This is a genomic window from Izhakiella capsodis (assembly GCF_900115045.1).
GTDB classification, from domain to species: Bacteria; Pseudomonadota; Gammaproteobacteria; order Enterobacterales; family Enterobacteriaceae; genus Izhakiella; species Izhakiella capsodis.
Map to the genome: position 1 here is coordinate 107,176 of NZ_FOVC01000002.1, position 20,360 is coordinate 127,535.

The window sequence follows — 20,360 nt, forward strand, 5'->3', positions numbered from 1 at the left end:
GGCTACTGTTCTGTTATCACCTTATTCTCCTCCGCTTGCTTGTTAGTCACCACTTATTGATTTGATAAATGAAACGGATTAGATCCCCGTTACGCTTTTGGTTAGTTTTCTAGGCAATGCAAAACGGAGGAAACCTAATGTCCCTGATTAACACCAAAATTAAGCCTTTCAAAAACACCGCTTTTAAAGATGGCCAGTTTATTGAAGTGAGCGAGAAAGATACTGAAGGGCGCTGGAGCGTGTTCTTCTTCTATCCGGCTGATTTCACTTTTGTATGCCCAACTGAACTTGGCGATGTTGCCGATCATTATGAAGAGTTCCAGAAACTGGGCGTAGACATTTATTCAGTCTCTACCGATACTCACTTCACCCACAAAGCATGGCACGCCAGCTCTGATACCATTGGTAAAATCAAATATGCCATGATCGGTGATCCGACTGCAGCGCTGACCCGTAACTTTGAGAATCTGCGCGAAGCGGAAGGTTTGGCCGACCGCGGCACCTTCATCGTTGACCCTCAGGGTATCATTCAGGCGATTGAAATCACGGCTGAAGGTATTGGCCGCGATGCGTCCGACCTGCTGCGAAAAATCAAAGCCGCTCAGTACGTTGCTTCTCATCCTGGCGAAGTATGCCCTGCCAAATGGAAAGAGGGCGATGCCACTTTGTCACCGTCTTTGGATCTGGTTGGCAAAATCTAATCTCTTAACACTTAGAGGCGGCGATCCTCGCAGCGCGTTGGATTGAAACCTGAGAACTGTCAAATCGGGTGCATGGCACCCGATTTTTTTCTGCCGGGAGGGAACATTATGCTCGACGCAAATATGAAAAATCAGCTCAAGGCTTATCTTGAGCGTTTAACTAAACCTGTTGAGTTAGTGGCGACACTGGATGACAGCGACAAGTCGGCAGAAATTCGGAGTTTGCTGGCTGAAATAGCCGAACTTTCTGACAAGGTCAGCTTTACGGAACAGAACAATTTACCGGTGCGTAAACCTTCTTTTCTGATAACCAATCCTGGCTCTCACCAGGGGCCGCGCTTTGCCGGTTCGCCGATGGGCCACGAATTCACCTCACTGGTGCTGGCGCTGTTACAGACGGGGGGCCATCCCTCGAAAGAGGCCGAAGCGCTGCTGGATCAAATCCGCGAGCTGGATGTCGATCTGGCGTTTGAGACCTATTATTCTCTCTCCTGCCATAATTGCCCGGACGTGGTTCAGGCACTGAACTTAATGGCGGTACTTAACCCGCGCATTTCTCATACGGCTATCGACGGTGGTATGTTCCAGAATGAAATTCAGGAACGTAACGTAATGGGGGTGCCCGCGGTATTTCTTAACGGTAAAGAGTTTGGTCAGGGACGCATGACGCTGACCGATATTGTCAGCAAGGTCGATGTTAATGCTGACCAGCGTGCAGCTGAGGCGCTCAATAAGCGTGACGCTTATGAGGTGCTGATTGTGGGAAGCGGTCCGGCGGGGGCAGCGGCGGCGATCTATTCGGCGCGTAAAGGTATCCGGACCGGCCTGATGGGCGAGCGCTTTGGTGGTCAGGTGCTGGATACTGTTGATATTGAAAATTATATCTCAGTGCCAAAAACAGAAGGCGCGAAGCTTGCCGGCTCGTTGAAGGCGCACGTTGATGAGTATCAGGTTGATGTTATTGATAGTCAGAGCGCCAGCAAGCTTAAGCCTGCAGCGGTCGAGGGTGGTCTGCATGAAGTGCATACGGCTTCAGGCGCGGTACTAAAAGCGCGCAGCGTGATTATTGCCACCGGCGCCCGCTGGCGCAACATGAACGTCCCTGGAGAAGATCAATATCGCACGCGCGGCGTTACTTACTGTCCGCATTGTGATGGTCCACTGTTCAAAGGCAAGCGTGTCGCCGTTATCGGCGGCGGGAACTCGGGCGTTGAGGCTGCTATCGATCTGGCCGGTATTGTCGACCATGTCACACTGCTGGAGTTTGCGCAAGAGATGAAGGCGGATCAGGTATTGCAGAATAAAGTACGCAGTCTGAAAAACGTCGATATCGTTCTCAACGCTCAGACTACGGAAGTGAAGGGCGACGGGACGAAGCTTACCGGACTTGATTATAACGATCGCGTTAGTGGCAAGGGGTACCACCTTGAGGTTGCCGGTATTTTCGTCCAGATCGGACTGTTGCCAAATACCCACTGGCTGGAAGGCTCCGTTGAACGTAATCGCATGGGTGAGGTGATTGTCGATGCGAAATGTGAAACCAGCGTGAAAGGTATTTTCGCCGCGGGTGACTGTACTACGGTGCCTTACAAACAGATTATCATCGCTACGGGTGAAGGGGCGAAAGCGTCACTGAGCGCTTTTGATTATCTGATCCGAACGCCAGCAGCCTGATTAACAGGTGATAAAGCTCCTGTAGTCAGCTTTTTCCAGACAAAGAACCATGCTGGCTTCAGAACGACGGTTTATTCGCACTAAAGCGCCCTCAGAGGCGCTTTTTATCGAGATGCGCCCGGCCAGTCTAATTTAAACGATATTGCGCTCAGGGTTCAGGTTGGTTTTATTCCCGCTCAGGCGGTAAAAATGCGGGTATCGTGTCGCCAAATAAAGTGGCGTTGATTTGGATTAAAACGATATCACCGCCGTCCCTGTTCAGTAAACGGTTACTACTTCTGAAGAGAGGGAACGCCGGGGTTAACTTCCTGACAAAAAAAACTGCTCCTGAGAGCAGCTTAAAGGCATATAGCGATATTGTGATAGTTATTATTTGTCCAGCTCAGCTGTCATGTAGACACCGTTGTCAACGCGTGCGCTGGTAATTCTATAAGACTCTGCGCCGGCAGCTTTAGCTTTAGCTGCGATGTGGGCTTCTGCACTGTCTAGGGTGCTGCCGCGGGCAGATACGCTCTGGCCTGCATAACTACCAAAAGAAATCAGTGACAGAGCGGCAATGGCGGCGATTGATATTGCACGAATATTTTTCATTTCTCATCTCTCCAGTTAATTTCTGCGGCAGCAAAAGAGTGTCTGCCGTCGATAAAACTAATAGTAACGACGATTATTATTAGCTGATTAACCAACTGTGCGATCTAAGTCACATTATTGTAAAAATAGGCTTGGAATAGACTTTAACGCCTTGATTAACGGATTTATGCGATAACTTATTTTGCAAATTTAAGCTTGCAAGGCTCATTTGAGTGGATAGCTATCCGCAACCTCTCTTTCATCAATATGACTCGCAGCCATATGAATGGCACGGCTGAACATATGACCGATAACGTCGGGATCGCGGCTGATCAGCACTATTGTCACCCTGCTGACGGATTTCAGAATGTTGAGCACATTGAGCATCTCAGCCTGAATTGACATATCCAGCGTTGAGATTGGATCATCGAGTAGCAGGATTTTCAGTTGCAGCATAAGGGTGCGAACCAATGCTACTCGCCGGCGCTGGCCGCCAGAGAGCTGCTGCGGATAGCGATCCGTCAGCGCAGGGTCCAGCCCGACGTGGCGGAACCCCTTGTTGGTGCGATCGTCCGGGTTATTCAGCACCCAGAGCTTCAGTGGTTCGGCGTGCGTGCGGCGCAGCCGATGGCGCGGATGCAGCGAGGCGTAGAGATCCTGAAGACCACTTGCACTTCGCGGCGCAGCACGCCGCTGAACACGTTTCCTGGCTGTGCCTGAAGGACGGCCAGCAACCTATGTTCCTGCCAGTGGGGATTGAGGCCAGCAATTGCCACGCAGCGATGATTTGCCGCAGCCTGATGGTCCGACTTAGCCAAAAAATTTACCGGTTTCGACGCGAAACGTTAGCGCGTCGACCACGGTATGCAGGACGTAACCCTGATGGAGCGCAACGCTCAGATCCTGTAACTTCATAAAGTTCGCCGCTTTATAGCACCGCCGGACAGCGGCTTTCGGCTGTACAGGCGGTTAAGCCCCGGTTATTGACCAGCTCGGTCAGCAGATCGTTTACGCCGTCACTCATCGCGGTGAAGCGTGTTAAGTCTGATCGGGTTACTACCACAAACACGCCGATATTATATTTGGGCGCCATCGCGATATAGGTGATAAACCCGCCGCCGCCGCCAGTTTTCTCGATGATGCCTGGCCGGTCGTCGCGGGGTGCCATATATACCCAGGCCATACCCAGAGCATCCGCCTTGCCGGGCACATCCATCCCCTCAACTTTAGTCAGCTGTCCGCGCGTATAAATCAGCGTTTGCAGGCGATCCACTTGCGGTGAGCGCACATGTACGTCTGATGAAAGAAACTGCTGCATCCAGCGTCCCATATCATCCGGGGTGGAGTAAACGCCGCCGCTGCCTATTGCCGCCAGGGTGTTATTACAGGGGCTGGCGCCTTTCGCGGGGATCATCAAACGGGCGCACTGCTCTGGCGACGGAGTAAAGGTGGTGTCTTTCATACCCAGTGGACGAGTGACCATACTTTTTAGCAGGGTGGGGTAGGGGTGACCGGCAGCGCGGGTCAACGCATCTGCAAGTAGGTCAAATCCCAGATTGGAGTATTCGGCACGCGCCCCGGGTGGCGTTTTTAGGCTGGCGTTATTCAGCCAGTTCCAGCGCTGATCGTGAGTAGGCCATATGAACACCGGGCGTGGCCAGTGACCTCCAGGCTGTTCGCGTGGCAGCCCACTGGTATGCGTTGCCAGATTAATCAGACGAATCGTCTGACTGCCGTAAGACGGCACGCTGTGACCCGGTGGCGCATATTTACTGAGTGGATCATCAAGACGCAGGACGCCTTGTTCCGCCAGTTTGACCATCACTTCACTGGTCATCAGCTTGCTCAGAGAGGCAATACGAATCAGTGAATCTTTCCGTGGCTGCATATCGTTGCCCGGACGGGTTTCGCCGTGGCTGGCAAACACTTTTTGATTGCCATCAATCGCCACCAGTGCCATACCTGTGGCTCCGCTGGCGTAAAAAATGTGTTCCGCGTAGCGTTCGACGATTTGCGAGGCCAGCAGAGGATTAGTGGCGATAGCGTTCGGTTGGGCCTGCACCATAACAGGCAGGGCAGCGACGGCCAGGGAGAGCAATAAGCAAAAGCGTGATTTCAAGGGGGCAGAATCCTTGTTGTTAACCTGAAAATTTGCATTCAGTTTAATGGGTTTGTCAGTCTGGCATAGGGGAAGACAGGATTATTTTTATGCTGCTATTTGATAAAATGTGATGACAACCACTTTTTTCGCGCACGTCTTATTGCCTCACGCTTTTATTGGCCTTAGGGATGGGGCTTCTCTCCTCGGGACTCACCTGCAAACTCACCAGCCCAATACCAAGTTTGCGGGCGGGGAAGCCGTGGCTGAAACCTTCGTTAGTGTTGGTTGGTGACGGCGGCGTAATAACGATTTCGCTGGCAGCATCCGGATTGTCCAGCGTCAGGATCCGGCTTTCTACGTTCTCGGACAGCATGACGGTTTTACTGACGCTGCCAACGCTTATCGTGATCGGCTTACGTATATTCTCGCCAAAGGCGCGAGCCTCCATCATCAGCGTGAAGCGTGCTGGCAGAGGCTGGTTAAAACGGATGTGCACATCTGGCTGCAGGTTAGCATCTGACCAGCGGCCCCAGCTCTCAGTCGGCGATAGCCCGCTGATGCTGGCAACTGTATCCGGCAGGCCGGGTAGCCAGAACCGGATCTTGTCGCCAGGGTATTTCAGGTCAGGGTCCGCAATGCGCAATCGCTGCTGTATTTTCTGGTAACGGCCCTCTTGCGCCTCGTTTGTGACTGGCATGACAAGGCGCCCCTTGCTGAGGCCTTTCGCGACCGGTGAAATATGTACGCTGTCATTCAGCTGGCCGTTAGCGATGCAATAGCGGGTATCCATTGCCAGCTGACGATCCCAGACGCTGCCCATTTTGTAACAGCGATCTATCCAGACAAATTTTTCTTCCGGCTGGAAATCAGACAGTTGTTTTTTCAGCGAGTCCGACAAATAAACATCAAAATGCGGCTCAATTTTATCTTTCTTAACAGCCAGCAGCAGCGGCAGCCGGAAGTTAACACCGGCAAAGCTGAACGTATTTTGCGCGGTATCAATCTGATAATCGCTGAGGGTTTTAGGCAGGCCCCACAGGCTAATGATATTCGGTTTCCACTGGATAATTTTTTTCTGCAAATCAGGGTGAATTTCGCTCAACGAGGTTGCAGACAAGCTGCTACGTCCGAGACCGATAACGTTATCTCCCCCCATCGCATCCAGCACCGTGGCGCCATTATCGAGCGTGCTGCGCCTTGCGGTAATAATTTTGCTTTCAGGTTCATCGCCGCGCACCATAAAAAACAGGTTGCGGCGATCGTGCTGATTGAGAAATTTGTAGGCGGAGTTATTCATCGCCAGATGGTCGGATGACACCACGATAAGGGTGTTTTTAAAGCCCGGCGTGCGCTTGATTTTGTCAATCAACGCGGCAATGTGCTGCTGGCTGCAACTGACGGCGGCAAATGACTTATTCTGGTTACCGTCAACGTCGTATGAGCGACGGCTGCAGCTGCGGGAAATAAATCCATCGGGATGGTGAGTATCGACGGTCAGGGCAAACAGCGAGAAAGGCTCGCCTTTGGCCGTAAGCTCTATGTATTTGTCATACACCCTGCTAAGAACCGTATCGTCATACCAGCCCCAATCGTTGCGGTAGGACGGATCTTGTACCCGCGATTTTAGCTCGTCAAAACCATACAGATGCTGAAAACCATGCGAAGAGAGGAAGGTGTCTTTGCCCGCAAAACGCAGGCTGGCACCCTGAAAGAAATAGTTCTGATAGCCCGCGGCTTTCAGGATATCGCCAAGACAGATGTTATGCGGATAAAAAGTAGATAGCTCACTGGAAGCATTACCGTCAAACGGTGCAAACAGGGGGATACCACACTGTGATGCGACCATTCCGGCGATGGTGTAACCGGTGCCTGGCAGCTGTTCGGTATTACTGAAATCCAGGCTGTTTCCCATGATTGCGCTCAGCTCCGGTGCCAGGTCGGGAAAGGCCTTACGATCGAGGTAGGTGCGCTCAAAGCTTTCAGCGTAAATATAAATCAGATTGGGTCGCTTACCTGGCCGCAGCGTTTTGGACGGTTCTTTATAATAGGTATAGAAGTCGCTGTTGCCGCTTGCCAGCTCTGATTTGACGAGTCCGCTGACCTGTAGGTAGGCCGTGGAAGTACCGATCGAGGCGACGCCCAGCACCAAGGCGATCAGGCTCCAGAGCCGACTGTAATGCTGCTGCTTGCTCCGGCGCAGCAGCCAGGCCATAAGCAGAAAAATAGCCACCAGTCCCAGTAGCAGACTACCAGCCGGCAGCCAATATTTGCTGATACCAGCACCGCTCAGGCTGCTGGTGACGGTATAAAGCACGGCATCTGTAATGCCTTCGCCGGTGAAATAGTTGCAGGCAAGCAGAATGGCATTTAGCAGAACAAAGATAGCGGTTAGCGCGAGTATGACGCTGAACCAGCCTTTATGACTGCCAGCTTTACGGGCATAAATATAAACTGAAGCGATAAACAGCCCCAAAGACAGCCATTCAGAATGCATCGCGTTGTGTTACTCCCGGTGAAGATCAACTGGCGCACGACCTTGTGAGCCATATAAAGAGAGGTTAAGAGCGAGGTAATTTACCCGATGCATAAAATGATGACAATCATTCGACTGCCTTCGGGTAATGCTGTATGCGCTGACCCTGCCGCAGCGGACGTGTAGCGAGTGACAGTGAAAACGCGTCTTTCACGGCGATTTTTAGCGGAAAAGTGAAGATGATCCTGGAGTATAGAAAAGCGAACGGGACAGTTAATGCTGGGGAAAGCGCATTACGTTGTGCCAGCCGGGCCACCCTCTGCAACGCTGAAGCGAGATGCTGATGGTGGCCCGGCGTTGCCGACTATCCCTGGCGCTGCGTTAAATCGAGCCGATCGTAACCGCGCAGGCGATAGTTGATAACCGATACCAACCAGCAGAGAACAAAAATACCGACAACCCAGAAGCCGAGGTTACTCAGTTGGTCATTGAGGTCGGCTATCAGTTGCCAGAAAGCACCTTGTGCGCCGAGCTTCTCGCCTATCAACCCCAGGGCTTCAATACCGCCGATAAACAACGCGACAATAACCGAGGCAAAGGTAATGGTCATATTGTAGTAAAGCTTGCGTGCCGGGCGGGCAAATGCCCAGCCGTAGGCACCGACCATAACCAGATTATCGATGGAATCAACCAGCATCATGCCCGAGGTAAACAGCGCGGGAAAAAGCATCAGCGCCCAGAGGTTCATGCCCTGCTGGGCACTGGCGGCGGCAATACCGAGCAGGCCAACTTCTGTTGCGGTATCGAAACCCAGACCGAACAGAAACCCCACCAGATACATTTGCCAGCTATGGTTCACCATATTAAACAGCGGTTTTAGCAGACGGGTAAAAATGCCACCACCCGCGAATAAATCCAGCGAGGCGCTATCATAGAGCTTGCCCTGTTTTAGCTGGCGGAATTTTTGCCAGACTTCAAATAAAATGATGAGGTTGATCAGCCCAATCGCCAGTAAAAATACAGCCGATACCAGCGTGCCAATAACACTCCCTATGGAGTGAAAAGTCTCCAGATGCTGGCGAAACAGCATCGTTGTGGCGGCAATGGCGGCCGTCGCCAGGATGACAATCGTAGAATGGCCAAGAGAAAACCAGGCACCGACCCCTAACGGCGTGCGTCCCTGTTGCATCAGCTTACGGGTAACGTTATCTATTGCCGCAATGTGGTCAACATCCAGCGCGTGACGCAGGCCGAAACTCCAGGCCAGCAGCGCGGTGCCCATCAGTGCTGCGTTATGGCTGAAAACGGCAGCGGTCAGAAGCCAGACTATCAGGTTAAGTGCAACAAGCCCTGACAATAGCCAGGCGGCACGTCGACGTGTAGAGCCAGAGAGGTGCGTAAAATGAGTCGCCATAATATTCTTCCTGAAAAGTAATGCCCCTTTAAGGGGCAGAGGATAAGGGGGAGTTTTCGTTCTGATTTGCCAGTAGAAACAGCCATGAGACGATGACAAAGGGCATTGTCAGCGTTGGAATATCGAGCGGCTTGAGCAGTGTATTAAATGCGCCTTGCATCAGCACGGTAAATACGACGCCGGTTAACGTATAGCACAGCGTTTTGATACCTAAGCGATTGAATACGGCGCCAAGCGCGATGGCGGTCAGCACCGGGCTGAATGCGTACATACCGGACTCAATAGGCTGGCTACCCGCGCCTGCCAGCATCGCAATCAGCACCGCGATCAGCGAGCCAGCCAGTGCCATCATCATCGCCAGGCGCGAGCTGACGGCCAAGCCCAGCAACATTAAAATGCCGCCAGCCGGGCTGTTGCACAAAAACACTTGTGAGACGCCGTCAAGCGTCGCGGGGATGATATGCGAGAGCTGCGGCAGCATGTCGGGCGGGGTGACCGATACCAGCACGGGTTGTGGCAACGGCGCTAAGCGTAAAAAGGAATGGCTTGCCAGCAGCACCGTCCAGGTCGTGAATACAAAAGGCGCAGTCAGTGCGGCGATTTGCCATTGCTTAAGCAAGCGGTTTACGCCTACCGTAACGATAACCGACATCAGTGCGCTGAAGATGATACACAGCCAAAGCCATGCTGAAGGGGCCAGAAAGGCTGGCAGTGCCGCGCCGACCAGACAGCCGTTATAGCCCAGCATACCACGGGTTAATGCTGTTCTGTCCTTCAGCAGTAAGCGTGCTGACAAGGTGGCGACGAGGGTTGCCAGTAAGCATCCCCATGCAACCTGTGGCGCGTTGGCTTGCCAGGCGCTGACAACGATCGCAGCAAAAAAGAGCAGTCCGGTCAGCGGGTTATTCTGGAACATTACCTGGCTGAAACCGCGCAGTACCCAATCCAGCCAGCTGAGCACCGGAACGCGATCGCAGTAGGTTAACCAGCGTGTTTTCTTTTCCATTAGTAGTACCCTGCACTAGAGTTAACGCCATAAAAAAGGAGCTGGCACGCAGGCGCCGGTAATGGTTTCTCGTGCTGCTTGCCAGAAAGTATGAATGGCGGATTTGACCTGATACGCTTCGCTGCCAAGTGCTTTAAAAATTATTCCGCACTGATTCGGGAGCAGGCTGGCACCGAATGCGATGCCCGCGGTAGCGTCATAGCAAGGCTTGATGCGCGTAAGAATAGTCTGGTGGTGTTTTTCAGGCGTCAGCAGTATCACATTGCCAGCGACGTGGAAGCCTTCCATGATGCCCGCACCGTTCAGCGGCCGGAGCTTTGGCTCCAGCAGGTAATGTTCGCTGAACAGATCGTGTCCGTTCAGATCCTGTGCCTCAGTGCGAGCGGAATATACATCGAACTTGAAACCGCCGTCTGTCGGATGGTGCTTACGTCCGCAGGTCAGCACTTCGCTATAAAGTAAAGTGGCGCTGGGATGAATTTGCAATCGGGTCGATGAGATGAAACGCGCATTGTTGTGCAGGATAGTCGGCTCCGGCATCATCTCCAGATAGCTGTTCTCCTGCAGCGTTATTTGTTGCAGCTGGGCGGCGTAATTATGCGTCATTGACTGAACTTTTGTCGCCGACTGGGTCGTAATGTGGGCCGATGAACCGGGTTGCATATCCACCTCCAGTACCAGTCGATCGCCTTGTAATATGCCGCCAGCGGTGCTGATGAGAAACAGGCAGGGTAAATTCGGTAACGCCTCATCCCAGTAGAGCGGACGCTGGACCAGGAACGGCGAACGGTGTGTCATATTCGCCAGCACGCTGCGCTCGCCCCTGCGGGCGAAGCGCAAAGACAGGTAACCATTTTTTCCCGGTGACCCCACGGCCAGTTGCGGGGGCTGCTGTTGATAGTGCGCTAATCCTGGCGCCGTGGCGCCCAACTCGTTGAGCTGTTGAAGTGTCCGGGAAATGGCGTTCATACGCTTTTCTGCTCCGTATGGGTGAACAAAAAGTTGTGCATAATCAGCGCCAGCAGCTCATCAATACCCTCACCTGTTTTGCAGTTTGTCAGTACCCATGGACGCGTTCCGCGAACCTGGCGAGTATCATGCTCCATCACCTCCAGGCTGGCACCGACATAGGGGGCAAGGTCGATTTTATTAATTATCAGGATATCCGCCTGTACCAGTCCAGGGCCATTTTTTCGCGGGATCTTTTCACCCTCAGCGACGTCAATCACGTAGATATAAAAATCTGCCAGTGCCGGGCTGAAGGTCAGCGTTAGATTGTCTCCACCGCTTTCAATCAGCAACACGTCGCTATCGGGAAAGCGTGCTTCCAGCTCTTCTGCGGCGGCGATGTTCATGCTGGGATCTTCCCGCACGGCAGTATGAGGGCAGGCACCGGTTTCAACACCGACGATTTTCTCTTCGTCGAGAATACCTTTCAGCGTCCGTTTAACCTGTTTGGCATCTTCGGTAGTGACGATATCATTAGTGATAATCAGTGGCTTAATGCCCTGCTGAAGTAGTTTCGGCGTAATCACTTCGATAATTGCCGTCTTACCACAACCGACCGGGCCGCCGATACCAATGCGGGTTATTTTTTTCATGCGAGTTGCTCCTTAATTATTGTTAGCTGCTGAATAGCCGCGTCCATGCAGCGACATGCATAGCGGACAGCACGTCGGTGGTTGGTGCCCAGCTTGCCATCTGTGCAATCCCCCCCTCTTCGGCGGTGTTACACAGGCTTTCCACTTCGCCAAGTACCTCAAAAAGGATGCGTTGGGTTTCGAGATGAGTCACCCGCATCAGGCGCAGCGCCGCGCTGAGCAGGGTGACGGCGACGCCATACAGACCGATAACCGCGACGTCGCGTGGGGGGATCTGCATGGCGCTCATCACCACCGCCTGACTGATGGGGTAACTTCCCGGTGTTTTTTCCTCTTTGATTTGCGTCAGCCACCACGTAAGCAGCGGATTTCCGTCGACCAGTACGGCAATTTCTGCCAGCTTTTTGCCCATCCGCGCGACCATTACCCGACTCTCGGCGTTAAGCTTGCGGTTAAACAGCGCCCGATCGTGCGCCAGTACAGCATCACGATCGTCCTGACTGAGCGCCCTGCAGCAGGAGACAGCAGCCCGAACGTCTCCACTGGCGGCTTGCTGCAAGGCCTGACGGGTAAAGTCGCGCAACGAATCAACGTTACTGACTATGCCGCACTGAATAGCGGACTCGATGCCATTGGAGAAGGCAAATGCGCCGACCGGTAGCATCGAGTCGCCAAACTGCATTATTCTGATTAACTGCAATGCGTTCATGGTTGTCACGTTGGTTGAATGTCTGATGGGTGCGGAGCAACCTCTACGTGATGAGAAGCATCTTCCGCACCGGCAAAAAGTAGACGCGCCTGAGATTGCGTTAACTCTTCAATCAGCGTTTCACCCTTCACACAGGCGCAAGGGAGTTTGTCGAACCCGTGGCTTTTAATGACCGATTCGACCATGCGGCGCGGGACGGTCAATGGGATCAGCACCCGATTATCTTTAAACAACGCTTTCCAGTGCTGATTACCCAGCGCGTGTCCCAGCGCAAAACAAGCCGTCATTAGCCGTGGAACATCGCCTTGCAGCAGTCCGAGATAAAGCACCATCACCTCGGGTAGCTTCAGCTCAGCGATGACCATCAGCTGCTGTTCGGCGTCCCACAGCAACACGTCGCCGTCTTCCAGCTGCAGGTTGCGATCGAGCATGATCCCCAACTCCAGACCACCCTCGGTATATTTGCGACAGCGACTTTTCTGCGCCTCCCACTGCGACAGAATCAACCTGTCCGGCGTGAGGGACTGCATCTGCTGCTTCCAGCTGCTATCCTTTTTTACGTTACCCAACACCCGTTCAACGATCCTCATGATTGTCTCCCTAGCTGAAAAAGTAGCGTTGGTTGAGGGCAACGGATTTGGCGGCGGGGACGGTGATGTTTTGCCCATTTACGGCCACGGCGAAGGTTTCAGGGTTTACGTCAATCTGTGGCGTCTGGTCGTTGCGCACCATTTCTTTTTTGCCAATCGCCCGACAGTTCTTCACGGCGCTTAGCTGGCGGGTCAGCCCCAGCCGCTCTCCCAGATTGTCATCCATCGCCGCGCGGGATAAGAAGGTAATACAGGTATCCTGCATCGTCTTACCACAAGCGCCGAACATCGGTCGGTAGAACACTGGCTGAGGCGTTGGCAGCGAAGCATTAGGATCGCCCATCGCCGCCCAGTTGATCATCCCACCTTTGATAATCATCTTGGGTTTGGCACCGAAAAATGCCGGTTCCCATAGCACCAGATCGGCGAATTTCCCCACTTCTACCGAGCCGATCCGATGGCTGATACCCTGGGCAATGGCCGGATTGATAGTGATTTTGGCGACGTAGCGCAGTACGCGAAAATTATCGTTGCTTGCACTATCTTCAGGCAGTTTGCCGCGCGCCTGTTTCATGGCATGGGCGGTTTGCACGACCCGTAGCCAGTTTTCACCAACCCGACCCATCGCCTGGGAATCGCTGGAGAACATTGAGATGACTCCCATGTCGTGCAGAACATTTTCTGCCGCGATGGTTTCAGGACGAACGCGGCTTTCGGCGAAAGCGACGTCGGCCGGAACGTTGGGATTGAGGTTATGGCACACCATAATCATGTCGAACAGTTCAGCCTGGCTGTTAATGCCGAAGGGCAGGGTGGGATTGGTGGAACTGGGGAGCACGTTGGTCAGTGAGGCGACTTTGATAATATCCGGGGCATGCCCGCCGCCAGCGCCCTCCGTGTGAAATGTATGAATGGTGCGGCCTTCAAAGGCATCAAGCGTGTTTTCCACGTAGCCGCCTTCGTTGAGACTATCGGTGTGCACCGCGACCTGAATATCCATGTCATCGGCGCAGCGTAAAGCATGACGCAACGCTGAACCGGTAGCGCCCCAGTCTTCATGAACTTTCAGACCCGCAGCGCCGGCGCGGACCTGCTCCTCCAGCGGCGCGCGGCGCGCGGCATGACCTTTACCCAGCAGGCCGATGTTAATTGGCAACCCTTCAACGGCGCGCAGCATGCGGTGCAGGTTGACCGGGCCGGCGGTAATGGTTGTGCCGTTGGTGCCGTCGGTAGGGCCGATACCGCCGCCAAAGAAGGTGGTGACCCCATTTGACAGTGCGTGTTCAACCTGCTGAGGTGAAATCAGATGGATATGGCTATCAATACCGCCCGCGGTCAGAATGAGATGTTCGCCTGAAATTGCATCGGTACTGACGCCGACCACCATGCCCGGCGTGACGCCTGACATGACGTTCGGGTTTCCGCTTTTGCCAATCCCCACGATATTACCGTTTTTGATGCCGACATCGGCCTTAATCACGCCCTGACGGGCATCAACAATGGTGACGTTAGTGATAACCAAATCGAGCACGTTTTCACTGGTCATGACATTATTGACACCCATGCCATCGCGTAGCGATTTTCCGCCGCCATATACCGACTCATCGCCATAGCCGCGCAGATCTTTTTCGATTTCTATAAACAGGTCGCTGTCGCCAAGGCGAATTTTATCGCCAGTGGTGGGACCAAATAAGTTTGTGTATTCCTGCCGTGAGATTACGGGCATATTTTATCCTTAAAAACGTCAGGTTTTATTCAATGGTTTGATAATTAAGTGCAATGGCTTTGTTTACCGAGCTTGTTTTTTCTGCGCGTTCACCCACCGCGACCGGGCTACATCCTACCCAGCCGTCCACCAGGTTGTTGAAACCGTAAACAGTCTGCTTACCGCCAAAATCAATCAGGCCAACTTCGATTTCATCGCCAGGCTCAAAGCGTATCGCCGTGGTAGCGGTGATATTCAGGCGTTTTCCCCAGGCGGCTTTTCTGTCAAATTTCAGCGCCTTGTTAGCCTCAAAAAAGTGAAAGTGAGCGCCAACCTGAATAGGACGATCCCCGGTGTTACGGACTTTAAGTCTTGTTTCGGTTTTATCCTGATTAAAGCTGATCGGTGTTTTTGCCAGTACGTAGCCTCCTGGCGCAATCTGCGTCAGATCTTTTTTACTGCCCATATCATCTATTCCTCTTAGCTTTATTAAGCTTTGCTTGACTATGTCCTGCCTGAATAATTCGTTAGTTTACTCGCGTATTCTAATTTTATTGGATAGGACTATGTACGGTAATAAGCCGGCTGCCGTCGGTAAATATTGCTTCAACCTGGACATTAGGAATTAACTCAGCGACGCCATCCATAACATCATCATGCGTTAATACCAGGCGGGCATCATCCATAACTTCTTCTACTGTTTTACCCCGGCGTGCACCTTCTAACGCTGAGGCTGTAATCATGGCCACCGCTTCAGGATAATTAAGCTTAAGTCCATCTTTTTTACGGCGACTGGCGATGTCTGCGATTGTGTATATTAATACTTTTTCCATTTCTCTCGGCGTGAGTTTCATACCATTCCTCATTAATCAAAGAGTGTTATTTACAGAGGGTCGTTTAATTCTTTTCCAATTAAATCTTGTTGGAGATCAATTTTTTCTATTAATAATTAGTCATAGGCGCTCTCTCCAAGAAGTTTTTGATCGAGATCGTCACCAACGATATCTTTGTTTATTTTCACCGGCGTAATCATATCGGCCAGTTTTAAAATAATGAGCGTTGCGACAAAAGACCAGCCCGCTGCCGCCAGCACGGCACAGCTCTGTTTCACTACTTGCATTACACCGCTGTCGATTGGTTTAACTGAGCCAGACTGGCTCCAGACTAGCGAGGCGAAAACACCCACCAGAATTGAGCCGGTGATACCGCCCATACCGTGAACCGCGAATACGTCCAACGCATCGTCGATATAACGCCGCACCAGTAAGACGCTGTAGTAGCACACAATGCTGCCAATGATCCCTATCAGCGCAGATGAGCCAATGGAAACGTAACCTGCCGCAGGAGTAATTGTTGCCAGCCCCGCGACTGCGCCAGTCAGAAACGAAGAGAGTTTGATTGTGCCCCCACGCATTTTGTCAAGAAGTAACCAGACTATGGCAGCAAAGGCTGCGGATATATCCGTGGTGACAAAGGCGGACACGGTGATGGTGTTGATTTGAAATTCGGAGCCAGCGTTGAAGCCATACCAGCCAAACCAAAGCAGTCCGGCACCGAGCGCGACGAAAGGAATATTGTGATCCTCCCTTTTCCCGACCATTCTTTTGCCAACGTAGATAGCCGAGGCCAGCGCTGCCAGTCCAGCCGTAGCATGCACGACGATGCCACCAGCAAAATCCGCTACGCCCCATTTAGCAAACACGCCATCCTGACTCCAAATCATATGTACGAAAGGGCAGTAAACCAGCAGCGTCCACAGAGTTAAAAATATCATATAGGCGCTGAAATTAACCCGGTGTGCAAAGGCGCCGGTTATTAATGCCGGAGTGATGATGGCGAACATCATTTGATAGACAAAATGGACCAGTAGTGGCACGCCAGCCTGATTTCCGGCGTACAATGTTTGCGGACTAACATTATTCAGGAATGCATAATAAAATGGATCGCCGATAATACCGTTTGAGGAAGGAGCAAAACTGAGAGAATAACCGACGGCAAACCATAAAATAGCTGTCCAGCTCATAGAGATGAAACATTGCAGCATGATAGTGACGATGCTTTTTCGTGAAACTAATCCACCGTAGAAAAAAGCCAGACCCGGCGTCATAAGCATAACAAGGCTGCTGCATAATAAAATAAATGCGACGTTAGAAGCGTCAAAAATAATTGGTATATCCGTAAAAATATTCATTTCTATCCCTTGTATAAGACATTCCATTTAGTCTTTACTATTTCATTTCAAATAGCCGATTACCTCTCAATTTGGCAAGATGAAATTATATTTAACTTGTTTCATTATTATTTCAGTTATGTATTTTGCAAAAAATCCATCCTTGGTTGTTATGTAAAAGAACAAATATAGTTTTGGTTTACGCCAACTTTATTTTTGAATAATAAATTATCATCAAATGATTTTATTAAGATGATATGACAATATAATTTGTTCAAGGTAATGTGAAATACATTATATCGATCAATTTTTTGACAATATAAGTTTTTGTCTATTGAAAGCGTGATTTTGATCGATTTGGTCGATCACCAATCGATTAAATTTTTTCCATATTACTGTCTAACTCTTTCTTTTATCCTATTTTTTATCGGTAACAATATCTACTAATGTTCTTCCTGGAATATACTCTTGATGGGCTGGCACAAAATGCACGAATCGTGCGACAAGTACTTTCTCCCATGAGTATTTTGCGGTACCTGAACGATACATATTTTATCTTTTTTTTTATCTCATTGTAAAAACACATTTATTTTATTTTTCTCAGGTTTAGCGAATAAAATTGTTACAGTGAGCTTCGCTTTAAAAGAAGGTTGTAAGGGGAGAATGCTGAGGCTCAGCATCAGTCAAGGTTACAGGCTGATAACGTCTGATTAGACTGGGAATACTTTTTTCTTTAACCAGATAAGTTGCCGTAAAGCGTGAGATTGATGGCCCGCCGATGTGGCGCATGAATTGCTGATCTTATCGGGGCGCTGTGAGATATTGATGCTCCGCCGAAGTATCCTTGTTTTGATTACAGCAATCTTGCCTGACCGATAAATGATGAATGAGATGTCAATAGCCAGCCTGTACGCCATACTCAGTCGTGATAGCGTAGCGCTATGACTGATGATCAGAAGAGATTCACATGTCTGGCACGGTTGTTAAATACGGTTCTCTTTCTCTCTCTACCGGATAAAGTATAGGAGCTATTTTGAGTGGAAATGATGTAGACGACCACGGTATTCAGGACATTATTGAGCCTGGCCTGCGCGTACTGTTTTGCGGTATTAATCCGGGCAAATCCTCGGCGCATACCGGCTATCATTTTGCCCACCCTGGCAATCGTTTCTGGAGAGTTATCTGGCAGGCCGGCTTTACTGAAAGTTTGCTAAAACCTGAGCAGGAGCACTCTCTGCTAGATACCGGTTGTGGCATCACTATGTTGGTGGAGCGGCCAACGGTTCTTGCAGGAGAAGTGAAAGGCACTGAGCTGCGGGAAGGGGGGCGTCAGCTGGTGGAAAAAGTTCATCACTACCAGCCGTTGGCTCTGGCGGTATTGGGCAAGGAGGCTTACAAAAAAGCCTTTCGTCAGAGTCGGGTTGAGTGGGGATGTCAGCCGCTAACCATTGGTGATACCGAAATATGGGTGCTGCCTAATCCCAGCGGATTGAATCGTGCATCGTTGGATAAACTGGTGCAGTCCTATCGTGAGCTTGATCATGCGCTGGCTGTGCGCGGCTGTTAGTCTACTCGGATGCGGCGTAGTGCAGTAAAGAAAAACCCCGGCAAGCCGGGGTTAGATTTAGTCCTTGCACTGCATTTAATCATCCAGGAAGCTACGTAGTACTTCTGAACGACTTGGATGGCGCAGTTTACGTAGCGCTTTGGCTTCAATCTGGCGGATACGTTCACGTGTAACGTCAAACTGTTTGCCTACTTCTTCCAGTGTATGGTCGGTGTTCATATCAATACCGAAACGCATACGCAGGACTTTTGCTTCACGAGCGGTCAGGCCGGCCAGCACATCATGGGTGGCAGAGCGCAAACTTTCTGAGGTAGCAGAATCCAGCGGCAGTTCGAGGGTGGTGTCCTCGATAAAATCACCCAGATGTGAATCTTCATCGTCGCCGATTGGTGTTTCCATCGAAATTGGTTCTTTGGCGATTTTCAGCACCTTACGGATTTTATCTTCCGGCATCAGCATACGCTCTGCCAGCTCTTCCGGCGTGGGCTCGCGACCCATTTCCTGTAGCATCTGACGGGAGATACGATTGAGCTTGTTGATGGTTTCAATCATATGTACCGGAATACGAATGGTACGAGCCTGGTCAGCGATGGAACGGGTGATAGCCTGGCGGATCCACCAGGTCGCGTAAGTTGAGAACTTATAACCACGGCGGTATTCAAATTTATCGACGGCTTTCATCAGGCCGATGTTGCCTTCCTGGATCAAATCGAGGAACTGCAGACCCCGGTTGGTATACTTTTTCGCAATAGAGATAACCAGACGCAAGTTAGCCTCGACCATCTCTTTCTTTGCACGGCGGGCTTTGGCTTCGCCAATAGACATGCGACGATTGATGTCTTTTACCTGTTCGATGGTCAGGCCGGTTTCTTCTTCAATCTGCAAAAGTTTATGCAGGCTGCGTTGTACTTCATCAGCCACTTCCTGAAGCTTCTCTGACCAGGGTTTGTTCATCGCCTGTGCAGCTTTGAACCAGGTTTCACTGGTTTCATTGCCGGTAAACAGCGTTATGAAGTTTTTCTTCGGCATTTTGCACTGTTCAACGCAGAGCTTCATGATGACGCGTTCCTGGGTACGGACGCGCTCCATCATTTCACGCATGTTGTTGACCAGGTAATCAAACTGCTTAGGTACCAGGCGGAACTGTTTGAATACTTCCGAAAGATTCTGAATTTCTTTTATCGCATCAGCGTGGCTGCGGCTTTTAGCTTTAATCGTCAGGCGGGTGGCTTCATACTGGGTATGCAGCTCGCCGAACTTTGCTCGAGCCAGTTCAGGATCGATACTGTTATCGTCATCGCTGCTGTCGTCGTCCTCATCTTCGTCGTCGTCGTCCCGCTCTTCTTCTGAGAGTTCAGAGCCAACGTGAGTCGCCGTGGGCGCCAGGTCTTCTTCAGCATTGGGATCGACAAAGCCGGTGATCAGATCGGACAGGCGGGCTTCTCCCGCTTCCACGCGATCGTACTGATCCAACAGATAGGTGATGGCTTCTGGATATTCAGCTACGGAACATTGAACCTGATTAATCCCGTCTTCAATGCGTTTAGCGATATCGATTTCGCCTTCGCGGGTTAACAGTTCAACTGTGCCCATCTCGCGCATGTACATGCGTACAGGATCGGTGGTGCGACCGATTTCGGATTCAACACTGGATAGCACCTGAGCCGCCGCTTCAGCAGCGTCTTCGTCGGTATCGGAGCTATTTTCATTGAGCATCAGATCATCGGCATCCGGGGCTTCTTCAACCACCTGAATGCCCATGTCGTTGATCATCTGGATGATGTCTTCGATCTGATCGGAGTCGACGATATCTTCCGGCAGATGGTCATTGACCTCAGCATAGGTCAGATAGCCTTGCTCCTTACCACGGGTGACAAGCAGCTTGAGCTGTGACTGCGGGTTTTGCTCCATAAGACGGTATCCACACTTCTGTTATAAGGTTGGTGTCGGTCGGCTAAACTGCCAACAAATACTGTGCGGGCTTTTGGTTATTGCCGCTGCCCGCATGGCGGCTACCAGGTTATCCCTGGTGGATAATCGGCAGTTAAGCCGCTAAATTTGGTACTGTCTGACTCAGAC

At 51.3% G+C, this 20,360-nt stretch carries 17 protein-coding genes and 1 pseudogene; 3 read left to right on the top strand and 15 right to left on the bottom strand.

Features of this window, described 5'->3' with window-relative positions; all coding sequences use genetic code 11:
* Nucleotides 1–137: 137 nt before the first annotated feature.
* Complete coding sequence (gene ahpC, locus BM191_RS03925; RefSeq protein ID WP_092875372.1) at nt 138–701, top strand: alkyl hydroperoxide reductase subunit C; 564 nt, start codon at nt 138–140, stop codon at nt 699–701.
* A 108-nt stretch (nt 702–809) separates the two neighbouring features.
* On the top strand, nt 810–2,375 hold the full coding sequence (gene ahpF, locus BM191_RS03930) for an alkyl hydroperoxide reductase subunit F (RefSeq protein WP_092875374.1): 1,566 nt from the start codon (nt 810–812) through the stop codon (nt 2,373–2,375).
* Between the two features lie 369 nt (nt 2,376–2,744).
* Here the strand turns inward: ahpF and BM191_RS03935 are convergent, their stop codons facing one another.
* From BM191_RS03935 to BM191_RS04000, 14 genes and pseudogenes are all read right to left on the bottom strand, one after another.
* Nucleotides 2,745–2,966 (bottom strand): YdgH/BhsA/McbA-like domain containing protein, encoded by a 222-nt coding sequence (locus tag BM191_RS03935; RefSeq protein WP_092875376.1) that lies wholly within the window; start codon nt 2,964–2,966, stop codon nt 2,745–2,747.
* Nucleotides 2,967–3,170: 204 nt separating this feature from the next.
* Nucleotides 3,171–3,860, bottom strand: a pseudogene (locus BM191_RS03940) (ABC transporter ATP-binding protein).
* Nucleotides 3,861–3,873: 13 nt separating this feature from the next.
* Nucleotides 3,874–5,064, bottom strand: coding sequence for a D-alanyl-D-alanine-carboxypeptidase/endopeptidase AmpH (gene ampH / locus BM191_RS03945; protein WP_269017617.1), 1,191 nt, complete (start codon nt 5,062–5,064; stop codon nt 3,874–3,876).
* Between the two features lie 139 nt (nt 5,065–5,203).
* On the bottom strand, nt 5,204–7,540 hold the full coding sequence (gene opgB / locus BM191_RS03950; protein WP_092875380.1) for a phosphatidylglycerol--membrane-oligosaccharide glycerophosphotransferase: 2,337 nt from the start codon (nt 7,538–7,540) through the stop codon (nt 5,204–5,206).
* Nucleotides 7,541–7,883: 343 nt separating this feature from the next.
* Nucleotides 7,884–8,933 carry a HoxN/HupN/NixA family nickel/cobalt transporter gene (locus BM191_RS03955; RefSeq protein ID WP_092875382.1) on the bottom strand — a complete coding sequence of 350 codons (1,050 nt, stop codon included), beginning with the start codon at nt 8,931–8,933 and terminating at the stop codon, nt 7,884–7,886.
* 28 nt (nt 8,934–8,961) lie between these two features.
* A complete protein-coding gene (gene yut / locus BM191_RS03960; RefSeq protein WP_092875384.1) occupies nt 8,962–9,939 on the bottom strand; it encodes an urea transporter in 978 nt (325 codons plus the stop codon).
* A 21-nt stretch (nt 9,940–9,960) separates the two neighbouring features.
* Nucleotides 9,961–10,908 carry an urease accessory protein UreD gene (locus tag BM191_RS03965; protein ID WP_092875386.1) on the bottom strand — a complete coding sequence of 316 codons (948 nt, stop codon included), beginning with the start codon at nt 10,906–10,908 and terminating at the stop codon, nt 9,961–9,963.
* Nucleotides 10,905–11,540, bottom strand: a complete 636-nt coding sequence (gene ureG, locus BM191_RS03970; protein ID WP_092875388.1) for an urease accessory protein UreG — start codon at nt 11,538–11,540, stop codon at nt 10,905–10,907. Before ureG ends, BM191_RS03965 begins: the two co-directional genes overlap by 4 nt.
* A gap of 22 nt (nt 11,541–11,562) precedes the next feature.
* Complete coding sequence (locus BM191_RS03975; protein WP_092875390.1) at nt 11,563–12,249, bottom strand: urease accessory protein UreF; 687 nt, start codon at nt 12,247–12,249, stop codon at nt 11,563–11,565.
* Nucleotides 12,250–12,254: 5 nt separating this feature from the next.
* Nucleotides 12,255–12,839: an urease accessory protein UreE gene (gene ureE / locus BM191_RS03980; RefSeq protein WP_092875392.1), complete on the bottom strand. Its 585-nt coding sequence runs from the start codon at nt 12,837–12,839 to the stop codon at nt 12,255–12,257.
* Between the two features lie 10 nt (nt 12,840–12,849).
* Complete coding sequence (locus BM191_RS03985; protein WP_092875394.1) at nt 12,850–14,565, bottom strand: urease subunit alpha; 1,716 nt, start codon at nt 14,563–14,565, stop codon at nt 12,850–12,852.
* Nucleotides 14,566–14,590: 25 nt separating this feature from the next.
* Complete coding sequence (locus BM191_RS03990; protein ID WP_092875396.1) at nt 14,591–15,010, bottom strand: urease subunit beta; 420 nt, start codon at nt 15,008–15,010, stop codon at nt 14,591–14,593.
* Nucleotides 15,011–15,095: 85 nt separating this feature from the next.
* Complete coding sequence (locus tag BM191_RS03995; RefSeq protein WP_092875398.1) at nt 15,096–15,398, bottom strand: urease subunit gamma; 303 nt, start codon at nt 15,396–15,398, stop codon at nt 15,096–15,098.
* Between the two features lie 95 nt (nt 15,399–15,493).
* Nucleotides 15,494–16,762, bottom strand: coding sequence for an ammonium transporter (locus BM191_RS04000; RefSeq protein WP_329957239.1), 1,269 nt, complete (start codon nt 16,760–16,762; stop codon nt 15,494–15,496).
* 985 nt (nt 16,763–17,747) lie between these two features.
* Here BM191_RS04000 and mug point away from each other — a divergent pair.
* The gene (mug, locus tag BM191_RS04005) at nt 17,748–18,281 is read left to right on the top strand and encodes a G/U mismatch-specific DNA glycosylase (protein ID WP_230479512.1); all 534 of its coding nucleotides are present in this window, start codon (nt 17,748–17,750) and stop codon (nt 18,279–18,281) included.
* Between the two features lie 75 nt (nt 18,282–18,356).
* On the opposite strand, the gene rpoD is transcribed toward mug, so the two are convergent.
* Nucleotides 18,357–20,192 carry an RNA polymerase sigma factor RpoD gene (gene rpoD, locus BM191_RS04010; protein WP_092875402.1) on the bottom strand — a complete coding sequence of 612 codons (1,836 nt, stop codon included), beginning with the start codon at nt 20,190–20,192 and terminating at the stop codon, nt 18,357–18,359.
* Between the last annotated feature and the right edge of the window lie 168 nt (nt 20,193–20,360).